General features: G+C 68.3%; 12 protein-coding genes. 5 read left to right on the plus strand and 7 right to left on the minus strand.

The features are described from left to right. Window positions 1-63: 63 nt before the first annotated feature. Window positions 64-933: a dienelactone hydrolase family protein gene (locus tag AC1DVA_RS15500; RefSeq protein ID WP_265051348.1), complete on the plus strand. Its 870-nt coding sequence runs from the start codon at window positions 64-66 to the stop codon at window positions 931-933. A 217-nt stretch (window positions 934-1,150) separates the two neighbouring features. Here the strand turns inward: AC1DVA_RS15500 and AC1DVA_RS15505 are convergent, their stop codons facing one another. The 6 genes from AC1DVA_RS15505 to AC1DVA_RS15530 form a co-directional block, all read right to left on the minus strand. Beyond that, window positions 1,151-1,735, minus strand: a complete 585-nt coding sequence (locus AC1DVA_RS15505; RefSeq protein WP_476806439.1) for a CarD family transcriptional regulator — start codon at window positions 1,733-1,735, stop codon at window positions 1,151-1,153. A 376-nt stretch (window positions 1,736-2,111) separates the two neighbouring features. Then, window positions 2,112-2,447, minus strand: a complete 336-nt coding sequence (fdxA, locus tag AC1DVA_RS15510; RefSeq protein ID WP_265051346.1) for a ferredoxin FdxA — start codon at window positions 2,445-2,447, stop codon at window positions 2,112-2,114. Window positions 2,448-2,618: 171 nt separating this feature from the next. Further along, entirely contained in the window at window positions 2,619-2,927 is a 309-nt protein-coding gene (locus AC1DVA_RS15515) for an RNA-binding S4 domain-containing protein (protein WP_265051345.1), read from the minus strand. Between the two features lie 24 nt (window positions 2,928-2,951). Next, window positions 2,952-6,344, minus strand: coding sequence for a helicase-related protein (locus AC1DVA_RS15520; RefSeq protein ID WP_476806440.1), 3,393 nt, complete (start codon window positions 6,342-6,344; stop codon window positions 2,952-2,954). Window positions 6,345-6,608: 264 nt separating this feature from the next. Next, window positions 6,609-7,055, minus strand: a complete 447-nt coding sequence (locus AC1DVA_RS15525) for a MerR family transcriptional regulator (RefSeq protein ID WP_476806441.1) — start codon at window positions 7,053-7,055, stop codon at window positions 6,609-6,611. Between the two features lie 262 nt (window positions 7,056-7,317). Continuing rightward, window positions 7,318-8,292, minus strand: coding sequence for a KpsF/GutQ family sugar-phosphate isomerase (locus AC1DVA_RS15530; protein WP_476806442.1), 975 nt, complete (start codon window positions 8,290-8,292; stop codon window positions 7,318-7,320). A 155-nt stretch (window positions 8,293-8,447) separates the two neighbouring features. Between AC1DVA_RS15530 and AC1DVA_RS15535 the strand changes: the two genes are divergently transcribed. Continuing rightward, window positions 8,448-9,974, plus strand: a complete 1,527-nt coding sequence (locus AC1DVA_RS15535) for an outer membrane beta-barrel protein (RefSeq protein ID WP_476806443.1) — start codon at window positions 8,448-8,450, stop codon at window positions 9,972-9,974. A 175-nt stretch (window positions 9,975-10,149) separates the two neighbouring features. Here the strand turns inward: AC1DVA_RS15535 and AC1DVA_RS15540 are convergent, their stop codons facing one another. Next, window positions 10,150-11,991, minus strand: coding sequence for a M3 family oligoendopeptidase (locus AC1DVA_RS15540; RefSeq protein ID WP_265051340.1), 1,842 nt, complete (start codon window positions 11,989-11,991; stop codon window positions 10,150-10,152). A gap of 194 nt (window positions 11,992-12,185) precedes the next feature. On the opposite strand from AC1DVA_RS15540, the gene AC1DVA_RS15545 reads away from it, so the two are divergent. The 3 genes from AC1DVA_RS15545 to AC1DVA_RS15555 all read left to right on the plus strand — a co-directional run bounded on the left by AC1DVA_RS15545 (window position 12,186) and on the right by AC1DVA_RS15555 (window position 17,667). Continuing rightward, window positions 12,186-13,682: a sigma-54-dependent transcriptional regulator gene (locus tag AC1DVA_RS15545; RefSeq protein ID WP_265051339.1), complete on the plus strand. Its 1,497-nt coding sequence runs from the start codon at window positions 12,186-12,188 to the stop codon at window positions 13,680-13,682. Window positions 13,683-13,787: 105 nt separating this feature from the next. Then, window positions 13,788-15,698: a L,D-transpeptidase family protein gene (locus tag AC1DVA_RS15550; protein WP_476806444.1), complete on the plus strand. Its 1,911-nt coding sequence runs from the start codon at window positions 13,788-13,790 to the stop codon at window positions 15,696-15,698. Between the two features lie 259 nt (window positions 15,699-15,957). Continuing rightward, a complete protein-coding gene (locus tag AC1DVA_RS15555; protein ID WP_476806445.1) occupies window positions 15,958-17,667 on the plus strand; it encodes a peptidoglycan L,D-endopeptidase MepK in 1,710 nt (569 codons plus the stop codon).

The raw sequence follows: 17,667 nt of genomic DNA on the forward strand, positions 1-17,667 counted from the left end.
CTGCCTCCTGCGCTCGGCGAATACGTCGCTATGATCGCCGCTATAACCCACGGGGAGGCAGGAATGGCGCTCGATCGCAGGATCGTCGAACTCTACGACGAATACACACACAAACCGCTCGACCGGCGCGTCTTCATGAACCGGCTGCTCGCCATCGCCGGCACCACTGCCGCAGCTGAAGCGGCACTGGCCCTGCTCGAACCCAATTATGCAAGGGCGCAGCAGATCGCGCCGGACGATGCCCGGATCGCGACGTCGCGGGTCGACACCACCGTCGACGGCGTCGCGCTGAAGGGCTATCTCGCCACGCCGAAGGCGGAGGCCAAGCGCGGCGGCGTCCTCATCATCCACGAGAATCGCGGCCTCAATCCGCATATCGAGGACATCACCCGGCGCATGGCGCTGGAGGGCTTCACGGCGCTCGGCCTGGACTTCCTGACCCCGCTGGGCGGCACGCCTGCTGATCCAGACGCCGCCCGCGCGCTGTTCCCGCAGCTTTCCAACGACGCCGTCGTCGGACAGGGGCGCGCGGCCCTCAAATACCTGGCCTCCCGGCCGGACGCGAACGGCAAGGTCGGCGCGGTCGGCTTCTGCTGGGGCGGCAGCGCGGTCAACAATCTCGCGGTCGCGGCGCCCGAGCTCGCCGCCGGCGTCGTCTTCTATGGCGGCCCGCCCGATCTCGCCAAGGTGCCGCAGATCAAGGCCCGCCTCCTGATCCAGCAGGCTTCGCGCGATACGCGCCTCGTCCAGATGCTGCCCGATTACGAGAAGGCGCTGAAGGCGGCCGGCATCCAGTACGAGGCGATCATCTACCCCGATGTCGACCACGCCTTCATGAACGACACCAGCGCCGAGCGCTACAACGCCGCCACCGCCAAGCAGGCCTGGGCGCGGACGATCGCCTTCCTCAAGGCGGGAACGGGCACCGCCTGAGTCCTGTTCATCGCGCGGGGTACCAAGTCGTCATCCCGGGCTTGACCCGGGATCCATGCCGGAGCGCCTCCGATCAGGGTTCAGGCATGGATCCCGGCTCTTCGCTTCGCTCCGGCCGGGATGACTCGCGTTTCCGGGAAAATCCCGGAGCGGTCCGGACAACAAAAAACCCGGCGGTCGCCCGCCGGGTTTCTGAATTCCGGATGGAAGCAGCCGTTCAGGCGGCCTCTTCCTGCAGGTCGTCGTTGTCGCCTTCCAACTCCGCCTCGTTCTTGCCGGCGCGGCGCGGCGACTTGGCGAGCTGACCCTCGATCTTCTTGAGGGCTTCTGTCTCGGTGACGTCGTCGACGACCGCAATCTCGCGGGTCATGCGGTCGAGCGCGGCTTCATAGAGCTGGCGCTCCGAATAGGACTGCTCGGGCTGCGCCTCGGAACGATAGAGATCGCGCACGACCTCGGCGATGGCGACGAGATCGCCCGAGTTGATCTTCGCTTCGTATTCCTGGGCGCGGCGCGACCACATGGTCCGCTTGACGCGGGCGCGGCCGGTGAGCGTGGTCAGCGCCTTGGTGACGGCTTCGGCATCGGCGAGCTTGCGCAGGCCGACGCTGGCGGCCTTGGCGGTCGGGACGCGCAACGTCATCTTGTCCTTGGAGAAGCTGACCACGAAGAGCTCAAGCTTGAAACCTGCGACTTCCTGTTCCTCGATCGCCGTGATCTGACCGACGCCGTGGGACGGGTAGACGACATACTCGCCCGTCTTGAAACCCTGGCGCACAACAGCTTTCTTCGCAGTGGACATGCCGTTACGACTCCTGACCGGCCCGCTCGACGCGAGCACGCGATGACACGTCTTCATCCGGTCGGACGAAGACTTTCCGCCTGATGCGACGCTTGAAAGGCACCGCTTCACGCTCCCTCAGTCGACTGTTTCATTTCCTCCAGGACGAGAACGACGATCGAGGCCCGGCGGTTGAACCGGCTGTCTCTGACGCTCTGATCGTTGGGGGCACCCCTTTTGTGGGAATCTCGCAGGGGCATGCGGAACGAATTCGACTGGGGCTAGCTTGTAGCATAAAAAACACGCCGAATCAAAGGTAAACGCCGGAAGGCGTTCCCCTGTGACGGCATGGCGCGGTCTTGGTTAATGCAGCGCTGGGCTCTTGAGGGGGCGAAAATCAGTCGCCTTCGCCGGGCTCCGGTGAGAACATCTCAAGCTTGCCGGGCACGCCGTCGAACTCTTTCGCGTCGGCCGGCGCCTCTTTCTTCTGGGTCAGGTTCGGCCAGCTTCCGGCATATTTGCCGTTGAGCTGGAGCCAGCTTTCCAGGCCGGGCTCGGTGTCGGGCTTGATCGCCTCGGCGGGGCATTCCGGCTCGCAGACGCCGCAATCGATGCACTCGTCGGGATGGATGACGAGCATGTTTTCGCCTTCATAGAAGCAGTCGACCGGGCACACCTCGACGCAATCCATGTACTTGCACTTGATGCAGTTCTCGGTGACCACATAGGTCATGATCGATCGGCCCTTCCAACGCTTCTAAACAGCCCCATAAACCCCTGCCCGGCGCAGGTTTCAAGGCTGTTTTCGTGATCTTCGGCAGAACGTTTTTTCATTCCTCTGGCGCCCAGGAGAATGTTTTCATCGCTTGCCCGCTCGCGGCATCTGCCGACGACAAGCCGCGATCTAGTCTCCGCCTTCCGCCTCCGCAAGCGGCGCATCGCCGCTGCCGCCGTCGAGCCGCTCATAGAGCTGTCGCGCCGTTTCGAAGGGACCGCGCCGCTCGGCGAAGGCGAGCACGCGCACGACCATGGTCGCGTGCGGCAAGGCCAGCGTCAGCACCGCTCCGACCCTGATCCCCTGCGCGGGATTTTCGGCGCGGCGTCCCTCGATCCGGACATGCCCGTCCTCTACCAGACGCACGGCGGACGGACGGGTTCGCGCGAACCGCGCGAACCAGAGCCATTTGTCGAGGCGTTGACGATGCTCCTGCAAGCGGTCCGCGCCTCCCGGGATCGTTCAGTTCTTGCCGCCTTCGAGCTGCGCCTTGAGTGCGGCGAGCTTGGCGAAGGGTGAATCCGGATCCGGCTCGCGATTGGCCGGCCGCGGACGCGGCGCCTGCTGGAAGCGTTCGCCGCCGCCGCGTTCCTCGCGCCGCGGGCCGCCGGGGCGGCCGTCGCGCTTGAAGTCGGGCCGCGGACCGCGGCCGCCCTCGGGGCGCCCCTGCCGTGGCGGCTGCTCGTCGCGGCGTGGCCGCTCCTGGCGTTGCGGGCGCTCCTGCCGCTGCGGCGCCTCGCCTTCGCTGCGCGCTGCCGCGGCAGGCTGCTGCTGTCCGGGGCGTTGATCGCGACGCTGACCACCCGGCTGCTGGCCTTCGCGCTGGGGACGCTCGCCGCGGCGCTGATCGCCGTCGCGGCGGCCGCGCGGGGCATGCTCCGGTCGGCGCCCGCCCTGATGGCGATGCGGCCGCCAGACTTCGATGAGCTCGGGCTCGGCCGGGGTCGCGGCTTCCGCGGCAGGCGCCTCGGCAGTTGCCGCCTCGGCCACATCTGGGGTCTCGGTCGTCTCGGCGGTCTCGGCCTCGGCCGGCAGAGCCACCAGAGCATCGGCCGGAACCGGCTCGCGAGCCTGATCCAGCTCGCTTTCGGTGAGAACAGGCGTATCCGCCGTCTCGACCGCCGGCGCTTCGGCGACGGGTGCCTCACCTTCCGCCGACGCATCGTCGTTCAGCGCCACGGCGGGCTCGGCCGGAGCTTCGGCCTCTACCGGAGCCTCAATCGTTTCGGTGCCCGCCGTTTCGCTCTCAGCCTGTGCCGTTTCGGGCTCAGCCTGTGCAGCCTCATCGGCGGCAGTGGCGTCATCCGCCTTGGCCACAACGGGTTTTGCCGGCTCGGTCGCTGCCGGCGGCGGCGCCAATGGCACGGTGATCGCCGGGCCGGGGCGCTTGACCGAGACATAGCCGAGCGAGCGCAGGATCGAGGCGAAGTCCTCGCCCGCGCAGCCGACGAGCGATGTCATCGCGCCGGTGGCGACGAAGCCGTCCTGATCTGCGGTGCCGGCCGGCGGCGTGCCCTGGGTCGCGCCGGGACGATAGGCGATCGCCGGCCGGATGAGATCGGCGAGGCGTTCGAGGATGTCGACGCGCACCGCGCGCTCGCCGCAGACGCGGTAGCCCGCCGCGCGGTAGAGCCCCTTCGGCACGGCCTTGTCGACCGGGAAGGAGGTGCGGCCCGACGCCGCGAGATGGGCGATGTCGTCGAGCCCGGCCGTCTCCGGCCCGCCATGCTTGAGCGCCCAGAGCTGGGCGGCGAGCGCGCGGGGCGCCGGCTTCAGCAGCGCCGGCATATAGATGTGGAAAGCGCCGAAGCGGATGCCGAGCTGGCGCAGCGCGGCCCGGCCCTCCTGGTCGAGCGCCTTCATCTCCTCGCCGACCTTGGCGCGTTCGAGCACGCCGAGCGCCTCGGCCGCCTGATAGGCGATGCCGCGCGCGATCCCGGTGGCGTTCTCCGCCGCTTCCAGTATCTGCAGCGCGCCGAGAAGGCGGGTGACATGATTCTTCAGCCAGAGATTGAGGCGGGCCTCGATCTGCTCGCGCGCCGCACCGCTCAGATGCTCCTCGACGAGCAGGCGCAGGCGCGGCTCCAGAACCTTCTCGCCGGCCGTCAGGCGCGCCACCGGCTCGCCGACCCAGCGCACCAGCCCGTCATGCGACAGCACGAAGGCATCGTCGCCCGCCAGCACGACGCGCGCCGCCCGGGCTTCGATCTCGGCGCCAAGCGCCTTCATCGCCGCCAGGTTCAGGGCCTTGACCTCGGCCCCTCCAGCCTTCGGGTCCGCCGTGAAGCGGAAACCCTGCAGCATTCCAACGTGCTGGCCCTCGACGAGCACATCGCCCGTCGCAGTGACCTCAGCCTCCAACATCGCATTCTCCCGCAAGCGGCGCATCAACACGCTGGTGCGCCGATCGACAAATCGGCTGGCGAGACGCTCATGCAGAGCATCCGACAGCTTGTCCTCTACAAGACGCGCCATGCCCTGCCAATGCTCAGGATCGGGCAACCAGTCCGGACGGTTTGCAACAAAGGTCCAAGTCCGGACCTGCGCGATGCGCGCCGAGAGCGTGTCGATCTCGCCATCGGTGCGGTCGAGGGAGGCCAATTGCGCCGCATACCAGTCGGCATCGAGCCGGCCATGACGCATCAGCCGGAGATACAGCGTGGTCGCCAGATCGGCGTGCTGCATCGGCGAGATCTTGCGATAATCGGGCAGGCTGCAGACCTCCCAGAGCCGCTCGACCGCCGCACGCCCTTGCGCCAGCGCCGCGACGTCCGGGTCCCTCGCCAAGATTTCCAGCGTCGTCATGTCCTCGGCGATCAGCGCCCGCGTCAGGCCGAGTTCGGAGGGCTGGATATTCAGGGTGTCGAGCAAACCGGCGATCGAGCGCAGGTCGAGATCGGAATTGCGCCACTGCATCTGCCGGATCGGCTCGAAACGGTGATTCTCGATCGCTTCGACCAGTTCGGCATCGAAAGGCGGGCAACGCCCGCTGGTGCCGAAGGTGCCGTCGCGCAGATGCCGCCCGGCGCGCCCGGCGATCTGGCCGAACTCGGCCGGGTTGAGCTTGCGGAAATGATGGCCGTCGAATTTCTTGTCGGCCGCGAAGGCGATGTGGTTGACGTCGAGGTTGAGCCCCATGCCGATCGCATCGGTCGCGACCAGATAATCGACATCGCCGGACTGGTATATCTCGACCTGCGCGTTGCGGGTGCGCGGGCTGAGCGCGCCGAGCACCACGGCCGCCCCGCCCTTCTGCCGGCGAATCAATTCGGCGATGGCGTAGACCTCCTCCACCGAGAAGGCGACGATGGCCGAGCGCGGCGGCAGCCGCGTGATCTTGCGGTCGCCCGCGAAGGTCAGGTTCGACAGGCGCGGGCGCGACACCACATTGACGCCGGGGATCAGCTGCTCGACCAGCGGGCGCATGGTGCCGGCGCCGATCAGCATGGTCTCGGCCCGGCCGCGCCGGTTGAGCAGCCGGTCGGTGAAGACATGGCCGCGGTCGAGATCGGATGCGAGCTGGATCTCGTCGATCGCTACGAAATCGACCGCGAGGTCGCGCGGCATCGCCTCGACCGTGCAGACCCAGAAGCGCGGCCGCTCCGGCTTGATCTTCTCCTCGCCGGTGACGAGCGCGACAGCCTCGGGGCCGACCTTCTCGACGGTGCGCTGGTAGACCTCGCGCGCCAGCAGGCGCAGCGGCAGGCCGATCATCCCCGTCGGATGGGCGACCATGCGCTCGATGGCGAGATGGGTCTTGCCGGTATTGGTGGGGCCCAGCACCGCCGTGACGCCATGGGCGCGGGCAGCGGGCGGCAGCGAACGGAAAGGAAGCAAGGCGATGGAGCCGATCATCTCGCCCGCCCATGCGGGCGGGAGCGTGAACTTGAATCAGGAACGAGTCCGGAACGAAGCGGGGCCGAATCGGTGACTCCGGCAGAATCGGGATTTGTTCCCCTTTCGGGGCCACACTCCCTTCGGCATGGGCCATGGCCGCATCGCGCGCCCTCCCGCAAAGTGATCGTGGAGGCGGCGCAGAGGCCGCCGTTCAGGTTTCCTATTTAAGCCTTTCGGGCGGGGAAACGAGAGGCAATACGGTTTTCCAGCCTGCAGGCCGGCTCAATGGCGGGCGTGCTTGCATTGGCCATGGTCGGCCAAGGCTTCGATGATCGCGCAATCGCAGGCCGCGACGCCGCCCGAGCAGGTGGTGGCGATCCGCTCCAGTTCCTTCTCCAGCGAGCGCAGCCGCGCGATCTTGTCGCGAACTTCATCGAGATGGGCGACCGAAATCGCATGCGCCTCGTCGCAGGCGATGCCGGGGGTATCGGAGAGCCGGAGCAGCGTGCGGATGTTCTCGACGGCGAAGCCAAGATCGCGCGCATGCTTGATGAAGGCGAGCCGCTCGGCATGGCGACGGCCATAGCGGCGCTGATTGCCTTCGGAACGCTCCGGCGGCGGCAGCAGCCCGACCTGCTCGTAATAGCGGATCGTCTCGACCTTGACGCCGGTACGCTCCGCCAGCGCGCCGATCGGCATCACGCGTTCGAGCCTGTCCGCCGCGGTCATGACATCATCTCCGAAGCTGTAGTGTCTACAGCTTTAAATAGACCGCAGCACTCCGAAGACAAGAGCCTGTCATGTTGAACGGAACCGCGTCGTCATTCCGGGGGGGGCCCGCAGGGCCGAGCCCGGAACCCATGAACACGACATTTCAGAAAGAACCGGGAGCGGCGGCCGATGCGCCTGTCCGGCGATCACCGTGTTCATGGGTTCCGGGCTCAAGCGCTGCGCGCTTGCCCCGGCATGACGGCGCGGTTCCGTTGCGCGATCAAGCCACACCCATCGCCAGCAGGTCGTGGACATGGACGAGGCCGACCGGCCGCTCCTGCGCATCGACGACGATCAGCGCCGTGATCCGCACCCGGTTGACCAGCTCCAGCGCCTCGACCGCGAGCGTATCGAGCCCGATGCGGCGCGGATCGGCCGTCATGATGTCGCGTGCCCTGAGCGATCCGCCGCCGCCCATCGTCGCCTTGCGGCGCAGGTCGCCATCGGTGACGACGCCGGCGAGCTTGCCATCCAGGTCCATGACGATGGCGCAGCCGAAGCTCTTCTCCGAGATCATCGCGATCACGTCGGGCAGCAGCGTGTCGAGCCCGATCAGCGGCAGGTCGGCGCCGCGATGCATGATGCTCTCGACGGTCTTGAGCTGCGCGCCGAGCTTGCCGCCGGGGTGATAGACGAAGAAATCCTGCGGCGAGAAGCCGCGCGCCTCCAGCAGTGCCACGGCCAAGGCATCGCCGAGCGCGATCTGCATCGTCGTCGAGGTGGTGGGTGCCAGGCCGTTCGGGCAGGCCTCCGTCGCCTTGGGCAGGATCAGCGCGACATCGGCCTCCTTGCCGAGCGTGCTCTCGGGGTTCGAGGTGAAGGCGATCAGCCCGACGCGGAAGCGGCGGGTATAGCCGACAAGCGCCGCCAGCTCCGCGGTTTCGCCCGACCAGGACAGCGCGATCACCACGTCTTCCGGCCTGACCATGCCGAGATCGCCATGGCTCGCCTCGGCCGGGTGAACGAAATGGGCGGGCGTGCCGGTCGAGGCCAGCGTCGCGGCGAGCTTGCGCCCGACATGGCCGGACTTGCCCATGCCTGAGACGATCACGCGGCCGCTCGCGGCACGGATCAGCGCGACGGCGTCAGTGAAGGGCTGGCCCAGCCCGTCGGCGAGCGCGGCATGGAGGGTGTCGAGCCCGGCCCGTTCCGTGGCGACGGTGCGGAGGGCGGAAGCGCGGATGTCATCGGTCATGGCGCGCGCTCTAGCACGAGCTCCCTCGGCATTTCCACCGTTGCCGGGGGCACGATGCCTGCGTTGACGGCTCCTTAACCCTGTTCGTTCTAACTCCGTTAACCATACGCGTCCTCCAGGGCGCGTCAGCTGTTGCCTGGAGCCTTGCGAACCCCGTGTCCGGCCGCACGAAGATCCTGCTTCTGTCCGGCACCGCCCTGGCCGGGCTCGTGCTCGGCTGGACGATGGCCGTGGCGCAGCAGGCGCGCGCGCTCAGGACGGGCACGCCGACCTATATCGCGCAGCAGCCAGCGCCGCCGGCGGCACCGCTCGCAGCGGCGAGCGGCGATCCCGAGGCCATTCGCGACCCGGCGGGCCTGATCCAGAACCAGAGCACGACCGTCTCGGCGCGCCAGCCTTCCCGCGCCAGCCAGCCCATCCAGGCGCCGACGCTGCGCGGCGTCACGCAACGCCAGTTCCGCGCGCCGCCGCCCACCGTGGCCGCGCTGCCGCCGCCTGCTCCGCCGCCGCCCCCGCCGCGCCGCCGCAGCGCAGCGGAAGAGGATCCTTACGCCGCGCTGGGGCTGCGCCTCGGCTCGGTGACGCTGCGGCCCGGCATCACCAACTCGGTCGGCTACGACACCAACCCGCAGCGCAGCTCCACGCCCGGCGTGAAGGGCTCGCCCTTCGCCCGCTACGAGGCCGATCTCGACATCCAGTCCGACTGGAACGCGCACGAGCTCAAGGGCAAGCTGCGCGGCAGCTATCTGCAGTTCTTCAGGGACGGCGAGGCCTCGCGCCCGGATGGCGAAGGCAATCTCGACCTGCGGCTCGACGCCACCCGCGACACCCGCATCCTGCTCGAATCGCGCTTTAGGCTCGATACGCAGCGCCCCGGCTCGCCCGATCTGACCGCCGCCGTGCAGGGCCGCCCGCTGATCTGGCAATATGGCGGCTCGGCCGGCGTCACCCATGATATCAACCGTCTGCAGCTGACGTTGCGCGGCTCGGTCGACCGCAGCGACTATGAGGATGCACGCCTCACCAGCGGCGCGATCCTCTCGCAGAAGGACCGCAACCAGACGCAGTACGGTCTGCGTCTGCGCGCCGCCTACGAGGTGACACCGGGCTTCAAGCCCTTCGTGCAGGGCGAGATCGACCAGCGGGAATTCGACGAGAAGGTCGATTCGAGCGGCTATATGCGCTCATCGAGCGGCGTGACCGGGCGCATCGGCTCGAGCTTCGAGATCAGCCGCCAGCTCACCGGCGAGATTTCCGGCGGCTATCAGGATCGCAAATACGAAGATGCCCGGCTGAAGAACCTGCGCGGCTTCATCGGCGATGCCGCGGTGCTGTGGCAGCCGACACCGCTCACGACAGTGACGCTGCGCGGCGGCGGCGAGCTGGGCGACACCACCATCGCCGGCTCCTCGGGCACCACGGTGCGGCGGGGGACGCTCGAAATCGCCCATGCGCTGCGGCGCAACCTGGTCGTCACCGGCTTCACCAATTTCAGCCGCACCGACTATGAGGGCCAGGGCCTGCGCGAGGACTTCATGAATGTCGGGGCGCGCATCGAGTACAAGCTGACCCGCACCTTCTCCATCCGCGCCAGCTTCACCCATGAGCGCCTGAACTCGACAGCGATCGGCGCGGACTACACGGCGAATGTCTCGCAGGCCGGGCTCAGGGTTCAGTTCTAAGTCGCCGCACTTCAATAAGCGCGGTCATCCCGGGCGCAGCGAAGCGAAGACCCGGGATCCATGCCAGAGCGCTTCCGACAGAGGTCAGGCATGGATCCCGGATCGGCGCCGCTCACGCGGCTTGTCCGGGATGACCCACGCCTTGCTGAAACGAGGCCGGAAGCGTTCCCGCGTCCTACTCCATCCCTTCCAGCTCGATGATCATGCCCTCGATCATCTTGAGGCCGATCTGCCAGAAGCCGGGATCGCGCGCGTCCAGCCCGAAGGGGGCGAGCAGCTCGGAATGGTGCTTGGTGCCACCGGCCGAGAGCAGCGCGAAATAGCGCTCCTGGAAGCCGTCAGCGGCGTTCTGGTAGACGCCGTAGAGCGAGTTCACCAGGCAATCCCCGAAGGCGTAGGCGTAGACGTAGAACGGCGAATGGATGAAGTGCGGGATGTAGCACCAGTACGGCTCGTAGCCCGCCGATAGGCGGATTGCCGGGCCCAGACTCTCGGCCTGCACGCTCATCCAGATCTCGCAGAGCGCCTCCGGCGTCAGCTCGCCCTCGCGGCGCGCCTGATGGACCTTGCGCTCGAACGAGTAGAACGCGATCTGCCGCACGACCGTGTTGATCATGTCCTCGACCTTGGCGGCCAGCATCGCCTTGCGCTGCTTGCGGTCGGAGGTCGTGTCGAGCAGCCGGCGGAAGGTCAGCATCTCGCCGAAGACGCTCGCGGTCTCGGCCAGGGTCAGCGGCGTCGGCGCCATCAGCGCGCCGTTCGGCGCCGCCAGCACCTGGTGCACGCCATGGCCGAGTTCATGGGCCAGCGTCATCACGTCGCGCGGCTTGCCCTGGTAGTTGAGCAGCACATAGGGATGCACGGACGGCACGGTCGGATGCGCAAAGGCTCCCGGCGCCTTGCCGGGACGCGGCGGGGCGTCGATCCAGCGCTCGTCGAAGAAGCGCTGCGCGATGGCAGCCATTTTCGGCGAGAAGGCGCCATAGGCCGAGAGCACGGTCTCGCGCGCCTCCGCCCAGGGAATGATGCGTTGCTCGACCTGCGGCAGCGGCGCGTTGCGGTCCCAGAAATCCAGCGCGTCGCGGCCGAACCACTTGGCCTTCAGCCGGTAATAGCGATGCGACAGGCGCGGGTAGGCCTCGCGTACCGCCGCGACAAGCGCATCCACGACCTCCCGCTCGACTCGATTGGCGAGGTGGCGGGAATCCGCGACATCGTCGAACTTGCGCCAGCGGTCGGAAATCTCCTTGTCCTTGGCGAGCGTGTTGGTGATCAGCGCGAAGGTGCGCAGCTCCTTGCGGAACACTGTGCTCAGCGCCTCGGCCGCGGCACGGCGAACCTCGCCATCGCTGTCCTGCAGCTTGTTCAGCGTCAGTTCCAGCGTCAGCTCCTCGTCGCCGACCATGAAGCGCAGCGAGGCGATCGTCTCGTCGAAGAGCCGGTTCCAGGCGGCGGCGCCGGTCATCGACTTCTCGTGGAAGAGCGCCTCGATCTGGTCTTCGAGCTGATGCGGCTTGTCCTTGGCGAGATCGTCGAGCCAGGGCTTCCAGTGCGAGAGCGGGGCTTCCGCAGACACCTTCGCCATCACCTCCGGGGCGATGCGGTTGAGCTCCAGCTCGAAGAACAGCAATTCGGTGATCGCCGCGTTCACCTTGTCCTGCGTGTCGCCGTAGAACTTGGCGCGCTGTGGATCGGTCGTATCGCCGGAATAGACGAGCCCGGCATAGGCGCCGATGCGGCCGAGCAGATCACTCAGGCCCTCGTAGCTCCTGACCGCCTCGGCCAATCTTTCGCTGGCGTCGGACTGGTCGGCGATCTCGGCGAGCTTGCCGCGATAGCGTTCGGCCAGGGCCTGCGCCTCGGAGAGCGCCCGATCGAGGTCGCTCCTGAGCTGAGGCGAATCGACGCCGGGGTAGAGATGGCTCAGATCCCATTCCGGCAGATCGCCGGAAGCCCCGGCCGGCCTGGCCGCGCCCGCCACAGCGCGGGAACGCCGGATCGTCTCATGAAAACGCATTCGCTCGACACCTCGCCGCACTGACATGGATCTTCAATAGGCCGGCTCCGGCCCGGGGATCAACGCGGGATATGCCCGGGGCGCGCCGCCTTAAACCCGGCTTAACCCTTCTGGCCGACGATGCCCCAGAACGGAACAGACGATTCCGTCGGCACAAAGCATTTCTTACATATTGCATCGGCTTTCGAGGTGTCATGACCGCCACCGTCCTCGTCGTTGACGACGATCCCGTCCAACGCCGCCTCCTCGACGCGATGCTGAAGCGCTTCGGCTACGGCGTGACCGTGGTCGAGGACGGCAAGGCGGCCGTCGCCCTGATCGGCGGCCCGGACGGCGAACGCATCGATGCGATCGTGCTCGACCTGCAGATGCCCGGCCTCGACGGCATGGGCGTGCTGGCCGATCTGCGCGAGCGCGGGATCGAAACCCCGGTGATCGTGCAGACGGCGAACGGCTCGATCGAGACCGTGGTGTCGGCGATGCGCGCCGGCGCCTCCGATTTTGTCGTCAAGCCCGTCGGGGCCGAGCGCCTGCAGGTCTCGCTCAAGAACGCGCTCAAGCTCGGCGCGCTCGAGCACGAGCTGCGCCATATCAAGCACCGCGCCTCGAACACTCTCGGCTTCCGCGATCTCGCGACCAAGAGCCCCGACATGGCCCGCGTCGTCAGGCTGGCCGAGCGCGCGGCGAAATCCAACATCCCGATCCTGATCGAAGGCGAATCCGGCGTCGGCAAGGAAGTGCTCGCCCGCGCCATCCAGGGCTCCAGCGACCGCAGGGGCAAGCCCTTCGTCACGGTCAATTGCGGCGCGATCCCGCATAATCTCGTCGAGTCGATCCTGTTCGGCCATGAGAAGGGCGCCTTCACCGGCGCGACCGAACGCCATCTCGGCAAGTTCGTCGAAGCCAATGGCGGCACGCTCTTCCTCGACGAGGTCGGCGAATTGCCGCTCGACGCGCAGGTCAAGCTGCTGCGCGCCATCCAGGAGGGCGAGGTCGACCCGGTCGGCGGCAAGAAGTCGGTGCGCGTCGATATCCGCCTGATCTCCGCCACCAACAAGAGCCTGCTGGAGCAGGTGAAGCGCGGCGAGTTCCGCGAGGACCTCTACTACCGCCTCAACGTCTTCCCGATCACCCTGCCGCCGCTGCGCCAGCGCCGCGAGGACATCGCCGATCTGGCGCGCGGCTTCCTCGCCCGCTTCGCCGCCGAGGAGGGCCGCAAGCTCAGCGGCCTGACCCGCGAAGCGGCCGCCCTGATCAGCAGCTACGATTGGCCGGGCAATGTCCGCCAGCTCGAGAACGCCGTGTTCCGCGCCGTCGTCCTGGCCGATGGCGACGAGCTCGATGTCACCGAGTTCCCGCAGATCGCCGCGCAGATGGAGGGCTACGACGTCCGCATCCCGCCCGCCCCCGCCCCGATCGCGCGCGGCGAGGCGCAGGACGAGCTTCCGCCCCGAATCATCCAGATGCCGGTGCGCGATCCCAACGCGCTGGAGCTCGTCGCGGGCTCCGACATGCGCAAGCTCGACGATCTCGAGCGCGAGATCATCACCTTCGCGCTGGCGCATTACCGCGGGCACATGTCCGAGGTCTCGCGCAAGCTCGGCATCGGCCGCTCCACGCTCTACCGGAAGCTGAAGGAATACGGGCTGATCGACAACGAGACCGGCCCCGACGAAACCGACGCGGCCTGAGCCGCGACAAACCGAATGCGGCGGCGTGTTGCGCCGCCGCATCTTGTCTCAACCAACCGAGTCACGCAGGAATGGCGGGATTCGGCAGCTATCGGGAAAGCGACCATGCGTCGTCGCCACTGGGCGAAACTGACCACGGCAACAGCCTTGGCCATTATTCTGGGATCCGTCCCGCTCCGCGCCGAAACCCCGGTCCAGACCGACGCCACGCTCGGAATCCCGCTGCCGGAACAGCCGGAGCTTAAGCTGCTCGACGCCGAGCGGCCGGCCTCTCCGCAAGCCACGGCCGCCCATTCCGGCGATGCCTCCGAAGCGGAGATCGTCACCGGCACGGTCTCGGCCGGCGGCCGCCTGCGCGACCCGGCCAAGCTCGACGCCACCGCACCGGTGGAGGCCGAGCAGGAGCCGGTCACGCTCGACATTCCCGCCATCGAGATGCCCGCGGCCGACCCGGCGCTGGTGCCGGCCTCCAAATCCGTCGAGCCGGCGCCTGCGCCGCAGACCGGACCGCTGCAGAGCGTCGAGCCGCTCGTGCCGCCGCCCGAGATGCCCAAGGTCGTGGTCACGGTTCCGCCCGGCCTGGAATTCGCGACGGCGGTGGCCGAGCGCCTTCCGGACGCGGTCGCGCTGCAACGCCTCGCCGAACGCGAGCGCAACGAGATCATCGCCGGCTATCAGGCCAACGAGAACAAGCCGTTCTGGATCGACGGCAAGGGCTGGAACGAGGCGGGAAAGCGCCTCGTCGCGCAGCTCGGCCGCGCCGCCGAAGACGGATTGCGCCCGGGCGACTATCCCCTCCCCGCCTTCGAGGCCAGCGACAAGGCCAAGCTCGCCGAAGCCGATATCCGTCTCTCGGCGCTGGCCGTGCTCTATGCCCGCGACGCGCGCGGCGGCCGCATCGATCCCCGCCGTCTCTCGAAGCTGATCACGCCGACCCTTTACCTGCCGTCGGCGACCGAGGTGCTCTCCGAGCTCGCCGGTGCCACCGATGCCGGCGCGGTGCTCGCCGCCTACAACCCGCCGCATGCAGGCTACCAGCGCCTCAAGGCCAAGCTGGCCGAGATGCGCGAGCATCTCGACGACACGCCGCTGGTGCGCATCCCCGCCGGCCCGCCGCTCAAGCTCGGCATGCGCGACGAGCGCGTCCCGCTGGTGCGCGCCCGCCTCGGCCTCGGCCCGAGCGAGGAGCCGGTCTTCGACCGCTCGACCTCGCTCGCGCTGGCCGACTTCCAGAAGAAGGCCGGGCTGCCCGCCAACGGCGTCCTGAGCGAGCGCACGCTGGCCGCGCTGGGCAAGCCGGCCACCGTGCGCGGCGAGGAGGACATGGTCGCGCAGATGGAGCGCTGGCGCTGGCTGCCGCCCGATCTCGGTACCGACCACATCATGGTCAACGTGCCGGAGATGCGGGTGCGGGTCATCCGCTCCGGCAAGGTCGTCCACGAGGCCCGCACCATCATCGGCAAGCCGGAATCGGCGACGCCCATCTTCTCGCACAAGATGGACCACGTCATCGTCAACCCGTCCTGGTACGTGCCGCCCTCGATCCTCAAGAAGGAATTCCTGCCCGGCCTCGCCGCCGATCCGGATTATGCAGCCAGGCGCGGCTATGTCGTCACGCGGACCAAGGGCGGCGGCATCTCGGTGCGCCAGCCGCCCGGCGAGCGCAACGCGCTCGGCTGGATCAAGTTCATGTTCCCGAACGAGCACGCGGTCTATCTGCACGATACGCCGAACCGCCGGCTCTTCGCCGGCGAGAGGCGGGCGCTCAGCCATGGCTGCGTGCGTGTCGAGAACCCCTTCGCGCTGGCCGACCAGGTGCTCGGGCCGGAATGGACGCATGAGCGGCTGAAGCGCCTGATCGGCTCGGGCGAGCGCCGGATCAACCTGCCGCAGCCGCTGGCGATCCACCTCGTCTACAACACGATCGTCGTCGGCGCCGACGGCCAGATCGCCCGGTTCGACGATGTCTACGGCTTCCACCGCATGGTGCGGCAGGCTCTTGAACAACGCGGCTGAAATGTGCCCGCCACAAGGCGGGCACCTTTTTGCCACGATCCGCCCTTAGCCACCTCGTTCCAGAAATTTCTGGCGCGGCGATTGCCGGCTCGATAACGAGTCGTTAACGCTTCTCCGCAACTGTTCGTTCACGTTCATCGCGCCGCTTCGGCGGGGGCACCGAGACGGGTCAGACAGATTGGGCAGGATCAACGCCAAGCTTGCAGGATGGTTGCCGTCCGGCTCCAGGCCAGCCCTGCGGCACGTCCTGACCATCGGCATGGCCTTCGCCGCCTCGATCATGGCGATTCGCGGCACACAGGACGCCGTCGCCAACGGCGATACCCGCACGATCACGATCCGGCACATGCATACCAAGGAGGAGACGACCGTCACCTTCAAGCGTGACGGCCGCTACGATTCCGCGGCGCTGGAAAAGCTGAACTGGGCCCTGCGCGACTGGCGCAACGACGATCCGATTCGGATGGATCCGCGCCTGTTCGACGTCGTCTGGGAGGTGCAGCGCCAGCTCGGCTCGGACCAGCCCTTCCACGTCGTCTCGGCCTATCGCTCGCCCGGCACCAACGCGATGCTGCGCCGCCGCTCGCGCGCCGTCGCCAAGCACAGCCAGCACATGCTCGGCAAGGCGATGGACTTCTACCTGCCGGACGCCCCGACCGCGCGCATCCGCGAGATCGGCATGCGGCTCCAGCGCGGCGGCGTCGGTTTCTACCCCAACGCCCATACGCCATTCGTCCATCTCGACGTCGGCTCAGTCCGCTCCTGGCCACGCATGACGCACGACCAGCTCGTGCGGCTGTTCCCGGACGAGAAGACCGTCCACCTGCCGGCCGATGGGCACCCGCTCGCCGGCTACGAGATCGCCAAGGCGGAGATCCTCTCCGGCGGCGGCGCCGTCGCCGGCTATGCCACCGCCGATTTCGACGAGGGCGCCGTGATAGCCTCCGGCGGCAAGAGCCTGTGGGCCTCGCTCTTCGGCGGCGACGAGGAGGAGGTCGATGCCCGGCCGACCCGCGGCCGCCGCAGCGCGCCGCGCCAGCAGCCGGCCGTCATGGCCTATGCCAATCCGGGCTACAGCGACAGCAACTCCGGCGATGGCGGCCGCTTCGCCGTCGCCGCCGCGCCCGAGCCCTCGACAAGAGCGCTTGCGCGCGAGCGGTCCGAGCGCCTGGCGCCGCAGGCCGCAGCACCGGTGCCGGCAGCGGCCCCCGCCCCGGAACCGGCTGCCTTGCCGACCCCGCCCGCTCAACCGCAACAGCGCCCCCTCCAGGAGAACAGGCCGCAGCTGATCGATGCGCCGCTGCCTCTGGCGCGGCCGCGCGGCCTCTCCTCGCCCGTGGATGAGACGACCCAGATCGCCGCCCTGCCCTCGACCGGCGGCGCGCTCGCCTTTGCGTCGCCATCCGGCCCTGCAGGGGACCAGCGCCTCATCCTCGCCTCGCTGCCGCCGCGCCGGCCGGACGAGATGGCTGCGGCCGCCGTTGCGCTCGCCGGCAGCCCGACCAATGCGCCGCTGCCGCCGATGCGGCCGACCGCGCTCGCCGATGCCGCCATCGCCTCGCTGCGCGGGACCGATGTTCCCGAGACCGCAGCGGCTCCTGCTGCGGAGGGCAGGCTCGTGATGGCGGCTCTACCGCCGGTTCGCCCGCGCGAAGGCGGTGTCAGCTTCATCGCGGCCAGCCAGCGCTCGGTTCCCGTCGCCGCCGAGCCGGAAGAGCCGGAGCCGATGGATCGCTCGGGTTTGAATTCGCTGTTCGCCACGGTGGCGCGCACGACCGTTTCGCCGGGCAGGCCTGTCAATGTCGCGACGGCACGTTCCAAGGCCGCGGGCCCGTCGGCCGCGCCGATCGCCGGCCCCAGCCCGGCCGCCGCGCTCGGCTTCAGCCATGCCGATCCTGTCGACGCCAAGCCCGGCGCCTTCACCGGCCCGGCGGTCCGCCCGCTCCCGACGAATTTCGTCCAGAACTGA

Source organism: Allobosea sp. P4_C6 (assembly GCF_056402015.1).